This is a genomic window from Arcobacter aquimarinus, from assembly GCF_013177635.1.
In the GTDB taxonomy this organism is placed as follows: domain Bacteria; phylum Campylobacterota; class Campylobacteria; order Campylobacterales; family Arcobacteraceae; genus Aliarcobacter; species Aliarcobacter aquimarinus.
Window position 1 is genome coordinate 494,828 of record NZ_CP030944.1, and the last position, 14,331, is coordinate 509,158.

Below are 14,331 nucleotides of genomic sequence, written 5' to 3' on the forward strand. Positions count from 1 at the left end.
TTTCTTGATTTATTCTTTTATAGAAATAGAGATAATTTTAATATCTTCTAAGGGTTTGTCACCTCTATATTTACCATTTGTTTCAACAGATTCAATTTTTTTTACAATATCAAATCCTTCAGTTACATAACCAAAAATGGTATGTCTACCATTTAGCCAATAAGTAGGAACAGTAGTTATGAAAAATTGACTACCATTAGTGTTTGGACCTTTATTTGCCATTGCTAAAATTCCTGCTTTATCAAAAACAGCATTCGGAGCAAATTCGTCATCAAAAGATTTGTTCCAAATAGATTCTCCACCAGCTCCTGTTCCAGTTGGATCTCCACCTTGAATCATAAAGTTTTTTATAACTCTATGAAATATTAACCCATTATAATAACCATTTTTTGCATGTGTAACAAAGTTTTCAACAGCTTTTGGCGCTAAATCAGGTCTTAATTCTATTTGTATATTTCCTTTTGTTGTTTCAAATAAAGCAGTAGGATTTGATGCTTCTAAAAGTAACATAAAAGAACAAAGTATAATTAAAATTTTTTTCATTTAATTCCTTTTTTTTGGTTTTGTTGGTTTTAGTATATTATATATGCTTTGAAAAAATGATAAAAAAAATATTTTATTAAAATTTAAAAAAAAAGTGTTAGAATTCCTCAAATTATTATAGAATGTATTTTAACAAGGAAAATCAATGGAAATGCCAACTCTACCACAGCCTACATTTTACATATTTAAGTGCGAACAAAGTTCCCCTCCTGGAATGCCAAAACCTTCGTGTGTAAATGAAAATAGTAGAGATTTATTTAATCATACACTTCAAACTTTAATGAAAAGTGGTGTAATGGGACCTGTTCAACTTGTAAGAACTTCATGTCTTGGTAGATGTCAAATGGGTCCATTGATGTTAGTTGAACCTGGACATTATATGTATGCACAGTTATCTAAGGAAAAAATAGATAAAATAGTAGAAGAACATATATTAGGTGGAAAGCCCGTAGAAGAATATTTAATACCATCTTCTTATTGGGGCGAACCTGTAAATTTAGTAAAATAAAGAGGGATTTATATATGACATTTGATATGCTATATTGTAAGATTCATAGAGCAACAGTAACAGATGCAAATTTGAATTATGTTGGTTCAATTACAATAGATGAAGAGTTAATGAGTGCAGCAAACTTGATGGTTGGTCAAAAAGTTGATATTGTAAATATTAATAATGGTGAGAGATTCCAAACATACGTTATAAAAGGAAAAGCTGGCTCTAAAGATATGTGTCTTAATGGAGCAGCTGCTAGAAAAGTTGAAATTGGTGATAAGATAATTGTAATAGCATATGCAAGTTATAGTCCAGCAGAATTAGAAAATTATAAACCTACAGTTGTTTTAGTTGATGATAAAAACAATATAGAGTTAATAACTAATGAATTAGTAGGAAGCGATAATGTTTGATGGTATCGATTTAAAAAATTTAAATTTAGGTGATATGTTGAATCAATTTCAAGATATGGCAAAAAATGCTAAAGATGAAAATGCTTCTAAAATATTTACTTCAAAAGCTGGTGGTGGAATGGTTGAAATTTCAATCAATGGAAACTCAGAGGTAATAGATTTAAAAATTGATGATTCATTACTTGAGGATAAGGATTCTTTACAAATTTTGTTAATTTCATGTATGAATGATGTTATAAAACAAAGTGATGAAAATAAAAAAATGATTGCAATGAACTTAATGGGTGGATTTGGCTCTTTTGGTCAAAAATAATTTATGAAAAATTTATTAAACTCTTTTGAAGATTATTTATTGAGTAATCTTCCTTTATCAAATACTTTTCATCCAAACTTCCAAAATGCATTAGGTGATATGTTAAAAGCAGGGGGAAAAAGATTTAGACCTATGCTTTTACTTTCAGTTGTAAAATCAAATAAATCGTTACTTATTTCTAATTCTATGCCAGTAGCTTTAGGAATAGAGTTTTTACATACATACTCTTTGATTCATGATGATTTACCAGCTATGGATAATGCAGATTTAAGAAGAGGTTTTCAAACTTTACATAAAAAATATGATGAAGTTACAGCTATTTTAGTTGGAGATGCTTTAAATACAGAAGCTTTTAATTTAATTTCCAATGCTTCTTTATCTAATGACATAAAAATTGATTTAATTAAATGTTTAGCTTCTAATGGTGGGATTGATGGTATGATAATTGGTCAAGCTATTGATTGTTTCTTTGAAAATCAGAAATTAGAATTAAATCAATTAGAATTTTTACATATTCATAAAACTGCCAAATTAATTGCAGCAAGTTTGAAAATGGGTGCAATAATTAGTGAGTATGATTTAGAAACACAGGAAAAATTATATAGTTTTGGAATTGATTTAGGATTACTTTTTCAAATTCAAGATGATATTATTGATGAAACTTTAACAAGTGAAGAAGCTGGTAAAACAACAAAAAATGATAATTTAAAGAACTCTTTTGTAAATTTGTTAGGACTTGAAGGTGCAAAAAAAAGTGCTGATAAATTAGCAAATAAATGTAAAGAGAGTTTAAACTCTTTTGATTATAAGTTAAAAAACTCTTTAGAAGAGTTACTTTTAAGCTACATAAATAGACATAATTAAATTTTCAACAAAACTCTTAGTCAAATTAACTCAAATCTCTTGACAATTATTGAAAAATTTTATAAAATTTAGCACTTAGAATTTCAGAGTGCTAAATTCTAAGTTTTAGCAGAAATATTAATTTTTATAAAAGGACGTATCATGAATTTTAAACCACTAGGAAAAAGAGTACTAGTTCAAAGAACACAAGCAGAAGAAAAAACTGCAAGCGGGATTATTTTAGTTGATTCAGCAAAGCAAAAACCAAATACTGCTGAAGTTAAAGCAATTGGTTCAGAAGTAACTGAACTAAAAGTTGGTGATACAATTGTTTTTGAGCAATATAGAGGAACAGAGTTTACTTTAGATGGTGAAGATTATTTAGTATTAGAAATTGAAAATATAATTGGTGTTTTATAAGATTTTAAAATCTTAATTAATATTAGATAAAAAAATAAAGGAAATTAAAATGGCAAAAGAAATTACATTTAGTGACAACGCAAGAAATAGATTATATGCAGGTGTTGAAAAGTTAGCAGATGCAGTTAAAGTTACAATGGGACCAAGAGGAAGAAATGTGTTATTGCAAAAATCTTTTGGTGCTCCAACAATTACAAAAGATGGTGTATCAGTTGCAAGAGAAATTGAATTAAAAGATACTTTAGAAAATATGGGTGCACAACTTGTAAAAGACGTTGCTTCTAAAACTGCTGACGAAGCAGGAGATGGAACAACAACAGCGACAGTTTTAGCTCATTCAATTTTCAAAGAAGGTTTAAGAAACGTAACAGCAGGAGCTAATCCAATTATTTTAAAAAGAGGTATGGATAAAGCATGCGAAGCTATTTTAGCAGAACTTAAAAAAGCTTCAAGAGTTGTTGCTAATAAAACAGAAATTGAACAAGTTGCTACTATTTCAGCAAATTCAGATAAAGCTATTGGAAGTATGATTGCTGAAGCTATGGATAAAGTAGGAAAAGATGGTGTTATTACAGTTGAAGAAGCAAAAGGTATTTCTGATGAATTAGAAGTTGTTGAGGGAATGCAATTTGATAGAGGATATTTATCTCCATATTTTATTACAAATGCTGATAAAATGATTGCTGAATTTAATAATCCATTTATTTTATTATATGAGAAAAAAATATCTTCTTTAAAAGAGATGTTACCAATTTTAGAAGCGGTTAATCAAACAGGAAGACCTTTAATAATCATTGCAGAAGATGTAGATGGTGAAGCATTAGCAACTTTAGTTGTAAATAGATTAAGAGGTTCTTTAAATATTGCTGCTGTTAAAGCTCCAGGATTTGGTGATAGAAGAAAAGCAATGTTACAAGATATTGCAGTATTAACAAAAGCTACTGTTGTATCTGAAGAAATGGGAATGAAACTTGATACTTGTGGTATTGAAGTTTTAGGAACAGCTTCAAAAGTAGTAATTGATAAAGATAATACTACAATCGTTGATGGAAGTGGTGATACTGAAGCTGTAAAAGCAAGAGTAAATCAAATTAAAGCAGAGATAGCTAATACAACTAGTGAATATGATAAAGAAAAATTACAAGAAAGATTAGCAAAACTTTCAGGTGGTGTTGCTGTTATTAAAGTAGGAGCTGCTACTGAGACTGAAATGAAAGAGAAAAAAGACAGAGTTGATGATGCTTTAAGTGCAACAAGAGCTGCAGTTGAAGAAGGTATTGTGATTGGTGGAGGAGCTGCATTAATTAGAGCTGCTGCAAAAGTTAATCTTGAACTAGAAGGTGATGAATCAATAGGAGCTGCTATTGTTTTAAGAGCTATTAAAGCGCCTATGAAACAAATTGCAATTAATGCTGGATTTGATGCAGGTGTTGTTGTAAATGAAGTTGAAAAATCTTCAAATGAAAATTTAGGATTTAATGCAGCAACTGGAGAATATGTAGATATGTTTGAAGCTGGAATTGTAGACCCTGCTAAAGTAGAAAGAGTTGCAATGCAAAAAGCTGTTTCAGTTGCTTCACTTTTATTAACAACTGAAGCTACTGTAACTGATATCAAAGAAGATAAACCAACAATGCCAGCAATGCCTGACATGGGTGGAATGGGAATGCCAGGAATGATGTAAAAAATCATTTAAAACTTTTTTAAAACTGTACTCTTATGAGTACGGTTTTTTTTATTTCAAAACAACTAATAAATGAGATAAAATCACTCCAAATTCCACAAAATAATTTTCAGAAAATCTATTTTTTTTGTTATAATGAGAGCAATTTTCAAAAAAAGGGATTTTTTTATGACTTTAAGCCTTAATAAATTTCTGTTTTCAATATCTTTTGCCTTAGATTTGGCGGAGAGTGAAATAAAGTGTACTTCGTTAAAACATAGTAAAAGAGTTGCCTATATTTGTTTACGAATGGCAGATATTATGGGATTAAGTGATGAAGAGAAATTTGATTTATGTTCATATTCATTGTTACATGATAATGGTTTGATAGAGAGCTTTTGTAATTTTACAAGTGAATATAACTTAAGTAATGTAGAAGACTATTTTAATGTGGTTAATTTTTCTGAACATTGTTCAATTGGTGAAAATAATATTAAAGATTTTCCTTTTTTGACATTTCAAAAAAATATAATTCTTTATCATCATGAATATTATGATGGTTCAGGATTATTTGGTAAGAAAGAAAATGAAATACCCATTTTTGCTCAATTAATATCATTTGCTGATACTTTAGATACAAATTTTGATTTGTCAAACATTTGTTATGATAAAAAAGAATTAATTTTAGATTTTGTGAAAATAAATGAAAAAAAGCTTTTCTCAAAACAAATAGTTGATGCTTATTCAATATTAAGTGAATCTTTTTTATTTTGGGGAGATTTAGAGTATTTTGATGAAGTAAATCCTTTAGAAAAAATTCTACCAAATTTTGCTATTGAAGTTCCCCTTGAAAGTTTTTTATCTATTACAAAAATATTTTCAAAGATTATAGATGGTAAATCTAAATTTACAGCTAAACACTCAGTTGATTTAGAAGAAAAGTCTTTAAAACTTGTAGAATATTTTAATCTAGATGATGAAACAAAACTAAAAATACAAATTGCTTCAAATCTTCATGATATAGGAAAACTTGGTACGCCAAATGCTATTCTAGATAAAGAAGGTAGCCTTACAAATCAAGAACTTTTTGAAATAAAAAAGCATGCTTATTTAACTCACTCTATTTTAAGTAAAATTGATAACTTTAGTGATATTACAAAATGGGCATCTTCTCATCATGAAAAGTTAGATGGTTCAGGTTATCCTTTTGGCTTAACATCAAATGAATTGGGATTAGAAGAGAGAATAGTCTCTTGTTTAGATTTTTATCAAGCATTAGTTGAAGATAGACCATATCGAAAATCAATGACTCATAAAGAGGCTGTTTTGATATTAAGAAAGAATTTAAGTGATTATGAAATAGATATAGATATTGTAAATGCAATAGATATTGTTTTTGATGAAAAATAAAAAAAGGTCCTATAAAAATAGAACCTTTAAAAATTATTTATTAAGTAAATAAAACTTTTATTTACTTAATTCACTTGTAAGTAAATTTATTTTAAGTTAAATTTTAACAACCATAAAAAGTGAAATCTTCGTCATTTAACCTCCTATATTGTTTAAGATAATGTAATTATAACATCTTTTTAAATTAAAAAAAACTTAAATTATAAAAAATTATTTTTTGTAAAATGATAAATAAATAGTAGTTCCTATATTTTCAATACTTTCAATATTTATTCTTCCATAATTTATATCTATAATTTTTTTCATAATAGACATACCAAGTCCAGTTCCACCTGAATTTTTGTTTCTACTTTTGTCTGTTCTATAAAATTTCTCAAAAATTTTTGATTGTTCATCTTTGGGAATACCAATTCCAAAGTCTTGAATTGAAACAATTATCTCATCATTTTTTTCAAAAATATTCAATATTACTTTAGTATTTTTATGACTAAATTGAATTGCATTTTTTATTGCATTTTTTACGGCAATTTTTAAAAGATTTGGAAATCCTTTTATTTCAGCTGAATCATTAACTAATAGTTCTAAAGTAACTTCATTGAGTTTTGCGAAGCCTTTTAGTTCACTAATTGATTCATCAACTAACTCATCTAAATAAAATATTTCTTCTTTTTCATAAATTAAATCTTTTTTATTTTTTGCTAAAAATAATAAATCATTTATTGTTTGTTCAATAATTGTTATTTCATTTAAAGAGCTATTTAATGCTTCTTTATACTCTTCTATTGTTCTATCTTTTCTAAGCGCAATTTCGATTTCACCTCTAATAATTGTAAGTGGAGTTTTGAGTTCATGCGAAGCATCTGAACTAAATTGGGTAATTCTCTCAAAAGATTCTTCTAATCTTTCTAATAAATTATTTACTTCTATAATTAGTTGATTTATCTCATCTTTATTTTGTGTTGATTTTAATCTTGCTGACAAATCATTTGCGTTTATCTTCTTTAATTCTTCAAGTATATTTTCAATAGGAAGAAAAGATTTATATATTAAGAAATTTCCTCCAATAACTGCAAATATTAAAACTATTGGAAGAATAAAACTTAATATATATAAAATATTCTCTAAAGTTGAAGATAATATATCTTTTGTTGTAAGTACTTCAATAATTACTTTTTGTTTATTGTGAAAATTAATTTTTATTCTACTAACTAAGTAATCACTTTGTTCTTCAAATACAACTATCCCTTCTTTCAATCGATTTAAATTTTCATCTTTATGTTCAATGTTTTGAGGAAAATTTGAAGTTTGAATGATAGGTTTTAATGTATTATTATCTAATATTCTAATAAATAATGGTTCAAAGTTATACTCTTTTTCTTCATCAAGTAAGGCATCTGTTATTTGAGTTTCTTCGAGTAAATCATCTGTCACATCAAGAATTATAACTTTTAATGTAGTTTGTAATTTATCTAAAGTAGAAATTTCAAGTGCCTTATAAAGTGAAAAAGAGAATATTCCTAAAATAATAGCTTGTATTAAAAAACTATAAATTAATAATTTTTTTTTGATAGATAATTTATTCGTCACTTATTTTAAATCCTATTCCTCTAACTGTTTTTATAAGTTTCTTTTCAAAATTTTTATCTATTTTATTTCTTAATCTATAAATATAAACATTTACAATATTACTAATATTTGAATCTTCAAATGAAGATAATGCTTCATTTATTGTTGTTTCACTTAAAACTCTATTTTTATTTTTGATTAAATACTCAAGTAATGAAAACTCTTTTGCAGTTAGCGTTATATTCTCATCTGCTCTTTTTGCTGTTTTTTTTAGTAAATCAAGCTCCAAATCACCAATCGTTAGTTTTGTTTGTTCTGTAAAATTAGTTGTTCTTAGTTGCACTCTAATTCTTGCTAATAGTTCTGCAAATGAAAAAGGTTTTGCAAGATAATCATTTGCACCAATATCTAAGCCTTTGATTTTATCTTCTATAGAGTCTTTTGCTGTAAGCATTATTATTGGTGTTTGAATGTTGTTTTTTCTTAGAGTTTTACATACTTCTATCCCATCTTTAATTGGAAGCATAATATCAAGTAGGATTAAATCATAGCTATGAACGCTAGCAAGATATAATCCTTCATCACCATTTGTTGAATAATCAACTATATAACACTCTTCTTCAAGACCTTTTTTCAAAAAGTTTATGATTTTTAAATCATCTTCAATTATTAATATTTTCATAGTAATAATTCTACTCTTTTAGTAATTAATTTAATTAAAGTTATTTCTGCATCAGCTTTATATCTAAAATCAATTCCCCAATATCCTAATCCTTTATTTATATAAATGGCAGTATTTTTTTTATAAAAAAGTCCTGCTAAAAAAGGTTGTACAAGTTTTACAAGATAGTGAAAAGGATAGATTTGACCTCCGTGAGTATGTCCACATAAAAAAAGATTTGAGTTTGAATTTAAGGCAATTTTATAATCTTTTGGTTGGTGTGAAATAAATATTGAAGGAGAATTATTTAAATGTTTTTCAATCTTTTTAATATCTCTTTTTATTCCAAAAAATTTTGAAAATCTATCAGGAAGACCTGCTATATGAATAATCTCATTTTTATAGATAAACTCTTTACATTCATTATCCATAAAAATAAAATTTGTAAGTTTTTTTTTTAAATCGTCAATTCCATAAAATAAGTCATGATTTCCACTTATGTAGTAAACAACTCCATTTATTTTATTTAAAATTTCAAGTTTTTCTTTGATGAATTTTACTTTGCAATCTATTATATCTCCAGTAATAACACAAATATCAAATGAAGTAGAATTACAAAAATTTATTAAATCATTTAGATGCTTTATTGAAGTTTTTTTATTTATGTGTAAGTCACTCAAATGAAGTATTTTAAATGAATCTAGTTTTTTGTTATCTACTAATATTTCAAGTTCATTGAATGGAAGAGAATTCATTTTAAAATCTCTTCCAATTCAAATATTGAATTTAAATATCTTATATTTTTTACAATACCATTTTCTATTGAATATACAGTTATTTTATTTTCTACTTCTAAAAATTTCGCGCTTTTCTCATCGTAGATTAATAAAATTGAATATTTATAGTCTCTTAACTTTGGTAATGTAAACATTCTTGTAAATATATTTGGCCAACAAGAGATATTTGCAATAAATATTGCATTATTTCTTTCAAGAAAATCTTTCTCTTTTTTTGATAAAAAATCGTTTATACTATTTAAAGTCTCTTTTTCAAAAGTAATTACTATAGTACTTACATCACTTGTAATTGTATAAATTTTATCAAATTGGTCTGTTAAAGAAAAATTACTTATTTTATCATTCAACTTTAGTGGAGAACTATATACTAAAGTTGAAAGTATTGTTGATAATATAAGTTTTCTAAACATAATTTATCTTTTTAATTCAATATTGTAATTAATATCAACTTGGTTTCTAACTGTTAAAAAAAGTAATGTTGGTGGTTCTAAATTAAAATCAGTAAGATTAAAAGAAAAACCTCCAACCATAACAATTTGATTGTTTTGTTCATTTATATCACTTTTTACAGTAATCTCTTTTTTTACACCATTTAATGAAATTACTCCATTAATATCATAATTTGTATCATTTTTTACAATATTTTTTATCGTAAAAGATATAACTTTATGTACTTCTGAATCTAAAAGTTTATACATATGTTCATCTCTATCTTTTTTTGAACTAACTAGTGATAGTGTTTCAAAAAATACTTCTCCTTTTATTGACTCTATTTTGTCAGCTATTGTTAATAAACTTTTAATATGAGTTGTTTGAGGGTTGATTTCACTATCTCCAAAAACTTCTGTATGAGCTTTAATTTCACCCTTTACAATGCTTAAATCACTTGCAAATGCACCTAAGCTTAAAATTAAAAATAAAGCAACTTTATACATATTTAACTTCCTTTGTTTGATTTGATAAATAATCTTTAGTAATAACTCTAATAATTGCAACTAAAAGAGTTACTGGAACAAATAATATTAAATTTGATAGAGCAACAAATAGCCCACCACCTGAAGCTAACCATCCAATAAATATCATATAAAGAGTAATAGTTTTAAAATCTTTTTTTCTAATTGATTGTAAAATTACTACGTTGTAATATGAAATTACAAATGGGTAAATAAATGCTAAAATAAATCCCTCCCTTAAAAAATAAAATAGATATGAAAGTGCAAAAAGTGTTAGTATTAATAACTCTTTTTGATTTTTTTCAATATTAAAATATAAAGCACAAAATACTCCAATAATATGAAATAGTGCAATTTCCATTGTAAAGCCATCTCTCCAAATAGAAATTGTAGTATCTCTTGATAATGATTCAAAAAGTGCAGAATCTAAAAATACCCATAAAACCATAATTAAAAGAGAGTGAGAAGTTGTATTTGATTCTTTTTTATTTGGTAAATTTGGCAAAAACAGTGTTGTAACTAAAGTAATTATTGTTAAGAAAATAGCAATAAATCCTCTATTTGAAACTTCATAATTGAATAAAAAAGTACCAACTACATAAGAGATACTAAGCGCTAATCCCAACTCTACTAAAGATGTTTTTTTAACTTCATTTATTATTAAAGGAGCCAAACTTCCAACTGCAATTCCTAAAATAAATAGTGTGATTAAATTAAAGTTTGGATATACAAAACTCATCATTAATTGAATTATTAAAAATATAAATATCTTATTTTTATTTTCAATATTAATATATGAAACTAATAATGAACCAATAACTCCTCCAATTGGAAGTGGAGCAATTAAAAATAAATCAGATGAAAAATATTCCACGATACCTGTTTGAGCTATTAGTAAATAGTAACAAAGCTCACTTGCTATAAAAAGTATTAACATAAATCTTTGCATAATTTCTCCTTATTATAAAAAAAGATTAAATAAATAAACACAAATGATAAGTCAAATAGACAAATTATAAGTGCTTCAATTCCCAGTCTATTACTTGAATAAAGTGCAAAAAACATAGCACTTGCAAATACTCTAATTATTACTGTTAAAATTGTAAAATTAGGGTTTTTAAGAGCTAAAAAATGGATGATTCCAGTAAGGCTTACAAAAGTAAATACAACATATTCATATACTCCATTAAATGAGAAACCAAATAACGGATAAGTAAAACTTGCAAGTAGGATTAAGAAAATTCCTCCTAAACCATCTGCACCAATTCCAGCTAAATTGTAAAGTTCAAGTTTTGAATAATTTGTTCTAATTTTTATAAATGCAAATATAAAACCAAATGCAACAAATCCAAAAAGAGTTCTAAGAATCCATAATTTATCTGTTGGAATTGTGCTAAATCCAGCTTGTGTAAATCCAGAAATAGATAACACTGTAAATATTCCTAAAATTCCTACTAGATAAAACTTTAAGAAGATTCCTTTATGTAACTCTTTTATGTGATTTATGAACATTGAAATTACCATGAAGAAAACTGCAATTCCCATAGCAACGTGAGCATGAGCAACTATTAAATCATTTCTATGAAATAACCATCTAATTTCTGGAATAAAAAGAATATTTCCTTCAATATCAACAAAAAGAAAAGCTAAAATAGAAATTAATAAAGCTTTTTTTGCATGAATTTTGATATTTGAATCTTTATACCATCTGTATAGAAGAGGAACATAAAGTAGTGTTAAATATTGAGCAAACCACTCTTGATTGTAAGTTAATGGTTCAAAAAATATTCTATATAAAACTGTTCCAAAATAAAATAGTGTAGGAATTATCCATAAGATATTCCATCTAGCTTTAAATTCATTTTCATTTAATAGTTTAATAATTAGATAATAAATAGGAATTAAAGCTAAACTCATTCCAAGTGTATTATCCCCATGAGGACCTGTAACTGTACTTTCTACTTGTCCAATTATTGGATTCATAAGAATTAAAAGTGTGATTGGAGCAATAATAACAACTCTAAGACAAACTTTTATCCAAAAAGGAAGTACTTTATATAGTTTGATAAATTTATATAAAGCAATAATATAAAATACCCCTGCAATTGCAAGTAAGAAATTTAATTCATAAGCAAAATCATAAAAAGCTAAACCTCTATTCTTACCAAGAAGAAGTGAAATAACCATAAATACTAAAAAAATGTACCAAATAATAGTATATAAATTTAAGTATCTAATTCCTTCATCGCAAACACCAACTTCTTTATTTATTAGTAAAAATGGTAAATATGAAAGCATTAATGGAACAAATCCATAAAGCATTAAACTTATGTGAATAGAACGCATATTTACTGGATTTAAAGTTTCAGAATCAATTGAAAATCCTAATAAATTAATAGAATAGATTATTCCAAAAATTAATCCTAAAGCAAAAAATGCGATAGAGATTTTAAAATGATTAGAAATAAAATTTTCAAAATTAAATGATTTTTTCATCGATTTTTCCATCCTTTAGCTCGTAAATTTTATTAGCCATTTTGGCTAAGTTTTTATCATGAGTTGCAACAATAATTGTTGTTCCTTTTTTTGAAAGTTTTTTAAAAAGCTTAAATACTTTTAGTGAGTTATTTGAATCTAAATTTCCTGTTGGTTCATCAGCAAAAATCACTTTTGGATTGTTGATTAATGCTCTAGCAATTGCTACTCTTTGTCTTTGTCCTCCTGAGATTTCATTTGGATATTTGTCTATTAAATTTTCAATTCCAAGAGTTGATAAAAGATTTTTTATCTCTTCATCTTTCACTCTTTTATTTGCTAATTTGATATTTTCTTTTACTGTTAAATAATTTATTAAATAGTGGAATTGAAAAATAAAACCAATATTTTCTTTTCTAAATTTATCAATATTTAAAATATCTGTATAATTTAAATTATTGAAATATACATCTCCGCTAGTTGGTTTAAGAAGTGTTGATAAGATTGATAAAAGTGTTGATTTTCCACTTCCACTCTCTCCAATAAAAGAGATAAATTCACCACTGTTAATATTTAGTGAGATGTCATCAATAGCTTTATCATTGTTGTAATAGTGAGTTAAATTTTTTATTTTAATCATATTTTATTTCCTTGAATTAACTCAATTGGGTCAATTTTTGAAGCATTAATCGCAGGAATTATAGAGCCGATAATTGCCATAGAAATTGAAGTTATAAATATATACAACGCTAAAGTTGTAGATATTTCTCCATTTACATATCCTTGTAAACTTTGTACATTTTTTATTAGGTACAAAACAATATTTGAGATAAAAAATGCACAAATAAAACTTAAAAATCCTAAGATAATACTTTCAAATATAATTGAATATACGATTTCTAAAGTAGAAATTCCAAGAGCTCTTTTTATCCCAAACTCAGCTCTTCTTTGATTGATTGTTATTGTCATCAAACTTACAATTCCTAAAAGACCCATACCAAAAGCAATTGCTGAAATTACATTTGATGAGGTTTTTATAATTTTAAATTGATTGTAGTTATCCACAAAATTTTGTGTTGATTTCACATCTATTTCATTTGATAACTCTTTTATATTTTCGATAATTTCATTGCTATTTGAATCAATAGTTGTATTTACTAAAATCATTGAAGCAGATTTATTAAAAATAGTTCCAGCATCTTTAATAGTAAGAACAACACCTCCATTTTCAAATCCAATTTCGCTTTTGAATACACCAGATACTAGAAAAGTTTTATTTGCTATTTGAATCTGTTTTTTGTTGTTTAATTGTTCATAAATAGAATTTCCAATAATTACTTCATTTTCTTTTGGATAATTACCTAAAATTAATTCATATTTTTTAAATCTATTTTTTGTTGAACCATAAATTGCAACTATTGGAAGGTTTTCAACAGGACTTGCACCTACTATTAATGCTGAAGTCTCTTGTATTCCGGCAAACTTATTTATTTTTTCAATTAAGTCAATATTTACGTTTGAGAAAAAAGTATCAGAAATTTTTGCTTGAGTAATTATAATATCTCCGTCACTTTTTAAAAGTGTAGAGTACATAGAGATTACTCCATTTGAAATAGAACTAATTAAAAAGATTGACACAATTGAAAAAATAAGGCTTAAAAAAATTAGTAGAGTTTTTAGTTTATTTGCAATTAGTGCTTTTAATGCGTATGAAATCAAAAGTTATCCTTCCATTTTTTTGAAAGTTTAACTTTTGAATATGAATCAGTTATGAATTAATT

The 14,331-nt window shown here is 25.9% G+C and carries 17 protein-coding genes; 7 read left to right on the forward strand and 10 right to left on the reverse strand.

The genetic code is table 11. The features are described 5' to 3' along the window. Nucleotides 1–9: 9 nt before the first annotated feature. A complete protein-coding gene (locus AAQM_RS02445; protein WP_129094155.1) occupies nucleotides 10–543 on the reverse strand; it encodes a peptidylprolyl isomerase in 534 nt (177 codons plus the stop codon). A gap of 145 nt (nucleotides 544–688) precedes the next feature. Between AAQM_RS02445 and AAQM_RS02450 the strand changes: the two genes are divergently transcribed. From AAQM_RS02450 to AAQM_RS02480, 7 genes are all read left to right on the forward strand, one after another. Next, complete coding sequence (locus AAQM_RS02450; RefSeq protein ID WP_129094156.1) at nucleotides 689–1,051, forward strand: (2Fe-2S) ferredoxin domain-containing protein; 363 nt, start codon at nucleotides 689–691, stop codon at nucleotides 1,049–1,051. Nucleotides 1,052–1,065: 14 nt separating this feature from the next. Continuing rightward, entirely contained in the window at nucleotides 1,066–1,449 is a 384-nt protein-coding gene (gene panD / locus AAQM_RS02455) for an aspartate 1-decarboxylase (protein WP_129094157.1), read from the forward strand. Further along, nucleotides 1,442–1,762 (forward strand): YbaB/EbfC family nucleoid-associated protein, encoded by a 321-nt coding sequence (locus AAQM_RS02460; RefSeq protein WP_129094158.1) that lies wholly within the window; start codon nucleotides 1,442–1,444, stop codon nucleotides 1,760–1,762. Before panD ends, AAQM_RS02460 begins: the two co-directional genes overlap by 8 nt. Nucleotides 1,763–1,765: 3 nt before the next feature. Beyond that, the gene (locus AAQM_RS02465) at nucleotides 1,766–2,626 is read left to right on the forward strand and encodes a polyprenyl synthetase family protein (protein WP_129094159.1); all 861 of its coding nucleotides are present in this window, start codon (nucleotides 1,766–1,768) and stop codon (nucleotides 2,624–2,626) included. 141 nt (nucleotides 2,627–2,767) lie between these two features. After that, nucleotides 2,768–3,025 carry a co-chaperone GroES gene (gene groES, locus AAQM_RS02470; protein ID WP_129094160.1) on the forward strand — a complete coding sequence of 86 codons (258 nt, stop codon included), beginning with the start codon at nucleotides 2,768–2,770 and terminating at the stop codon, nucleotides 3,023–3,025. A 49-nt stretch (nucleotides 3,026–3,074) separates the two neighbouring features. Beyond that, on the forward strand, nucleotides 3,075–4,709 hold the full coding sequence (gene groL / locus AAQM_RS02475; RefSeq protein WP_129094161.1) for a chaperonin GroEL: 1,635 nt from the start codon (nucleotides 3,075–3,077) through the stop codon (nucleotides 4,707–4,709). 168 nt (nucleotides 4,710–4,877) lie between these two features. Next, nucleotides 4,878–6,098: an HD-GYP domain-containing protein gene (locus AAQM_RS02480; RefSeq protein WP_164967016.1), complete on the forward strand. Its 1,221-nt coding sequence runs from the start codon at nucleotides 4,878–4,880 to the stop codon at nucleotides 6,096–6,098. Between the two features lie 210 nt (nucleotides 6,099–6,308). On the opposite strand, the gene AAQM_RS02485 is transcribed toward AAQM_RS02480, so the two are convergent. The 9 genes from AAQM_RS02485 to AAQM_RS02525 are packed head-to-tail and all read right to left on the reverse strand — an operon-like array spanning nucleotide 6,309 to nucleotide 14,269. Continuing rightward, nucleotides 6,309–7,685, reverse strand: coding sequence for a sensor histidine kinase (locus AAQM_RS02485; RefSeq protein WP_129094163.1), 1,377 nt, complete (start codon nucleotides 7,683–7,685; stop codon nucleotides 6,309–6,311). Beyond that, nucleotides 7,675–8,346 carry a response regulator gene (locus AAQM_RS02490; RefSeq protein WP_164967017.1) on the reverse strand — a complete coding sequence of 224 codons (672 nt, stop codon included), beginning with the start codon at nucleotides 8,344–8,346 and terminating at the stop codon, nucleotides 7,675–7,677. The genes AAQM_RS02485 and AAQM_RS02490 overlap by 11 nt, the downstream gene beginning before the upstream one ends. Then, entirely contained in the window at nucleotides 8,343–9,080 is a 738-nt protein-coding gene (locus AAQM_RS02495; protein WP_129094165.1) for a metallophosphoesterase, read from the reverse strand. Before AAQM_RS02495 ends, AAQM_RS02490 begins: the two co-directional genes overlap by 4 nt. After that, the gene (locus AAQM_RS02500; RefSeq protein WP_129094166.1) at nucleotides 9,077–9,532 is read right to left on the reverse strand and encodes a hypothetical protein; all 456 of its coding nucleotides are present in this window, start codon (nucleotides 9,530–9,532) and stop codon (nucleotides 9,077–9,079) included. Before AAQM_RS02500 ends, AAQM_RS02495 begins: the two co-directional genes overlap by 4 nt. 3 nt (nucleotides 9,533–9,535) lie before the next feature. After that, nucleotides 9,536–10,057, reverse strand: a complete 522-nt coding sequence (locus AAQM_RS02505; protein ID WP_129094167.1) for a YceI family protein — start codon at nucleotides 10,055–10,057, stop codon at nucleotides 9,536–9,538. Next, complete coding sequence (locus AAQM_RS02510; protein ID WP_129094168.1) at nucleotides 10,050–11,024, reverse strand: hypothetical protein; 975 nt, start codon at nucleotides 11,022–11,024, stop codon at nucleotides 10,050–10,052. Before AAQM_RS02510 ends, AAQM_RS02505 begins: the two co-directional genes overlap by 8 nt. Then, the gene (locus AAQM_RS02515) at nucleotides 11,006–12,571 is read right to left on the reverse strand and encodes a hypothetical protein (RefSeq protein WP_129094169.1); all 1,566 of its coding nucleotides are present in this window, start codon (nucleotides 12,569–12,571) and stop codon (nucleotides 11,006–11,008) included. The genes AAQM_RS02510 and AAQM_RS02515 overlap by 19 nt, the downstream gene beginning before the upstream one ends. Continuing rightward, nucleotides 12,555–13,190, reverse strand: coding sequence for an ABC transporter ATP-binding protein (locus AAQM_RS02520; protein ID WP_129094170.1), 636 nt, complete (start codon nucleotides 13,188–13,190; stop codon nucleotides 12,555–12,557). Before AAQM_RS02520 ends, AAQM_RS02515 begins: the two co-directional genes overlap by 17 nt. Next, nucleotides 13,187–14,269, reverse strand: a complete 1,083-nt coding sequence (locus tag AAQM_RS02525; RefSeq protein ID WP_129094171.1) for an ABC transporter permease — start codon at nucleotides 14,267–14,269, stop codon at nucleotides 13,187–13,189. Before AAQM_RS02525 ends, AAQM_RS02520 begins: the two co-directional genes overlap by 4 nt. Nucleotides 14,270–14,331: the final 62 nt, after the last annotated feature.

Coding starts and splice junctions, on each gene's coding strand:
- AAQM_RS02445 (WP_129094155.1), bottom strand. CDS start 543: ATGAAAAAAATTTTAATTATACTTTGTTCTTTTATGTTACTTTTAGAA.
- AAQM_RS02450 (WP_129094156.1), top strand. CDS start 689: ATGGAAATGCCAACTCTACCACAGCCTACATTTTACATATTTAAGTGC.
- panD (WP_129094157.1), top strand. CDS start 1,066: ATGACATTTGATATGCTATATTGTAAGATTCATAGAGCAACAGTAACA.
- AAQM_RS02460 (WP_129094158.1), top strand. CDS start 1,442: ATGTTTGATGGTATCGATTTAAAAAATTTAAATTTAGGTGATATGTTG.
- AAQM_RS02465 (WP_129094159.1), top strand. CDS start 1,766: ATGAAAAATTTATTAAACTCTTTTGAAGATTATTTATTGAGTAATCTT.
- groES (WP_129094160.1), top strand. CDS start 2,768: ATGAATTTTAAACCACTAGGAAAAAGAGTACTAGTTCAAAGAACACAA.
- groL (WP_129094161.1), top strand. CDS start 3,075: ATGGCAAAAGAAATTACATTTAGTGACAACGCAAGAAATAGATTATAT.
- AAQM_RS02480 (WP_164967016.1), top strand. CDS start 4,878: ATGACTTTAAGCCTTAATAAATTTCTGTTTTCAATATCTTTTGCCTTA.
- AAQM_RS02490 (WP_164967017.1), bottom strand. CDS start 8,346: ATGAAAATATTAATAATTGAAGATGATTTAAAAATCATAAACTTTTTG.
- AAQM_RS02495 (WP_129094165.1), bottom strand. CDS start 9,080: ATGAATTCTCTTCCATTCAATGAACTTGAAATATTAGTAGATAACAAA.
- AAQM_RS02500 (WP_129094166.1), bottom strand. CDS start 9,532: ATGTTTAGAAAACTTATATTATCAACAATACTTTCAACTTTAGTATAT.
- AAQM_RS02505 (WP_129094167.1), bottom strand. CDS start 10,057: ATGTATAAAGTTGCTTTATTTTTAATTTTAAGCTTAGGTGCATTTGCA.
- AAQM_RS02510 (WP_129094168.1), bottom strand. CDS start 11,024: ATGCAAAGATTTATGTTAATACTTTTTATAGCAAGTGAGCTTTGTTAC.
- AAQM_RS02515 (WP_129094169.1), bottom strand. CDS start 12,571: ATGAAAAAATCATTTAATTTTGAAAATTTTATTTCTAATCATTTTAAA.
- AAQM_RS02520 (WP_129094170.1), bottom strand. CDS start 13,190: ATGATTAAAATAAAAAATTTAACTCACTATTACAACAATGATAAAGCT.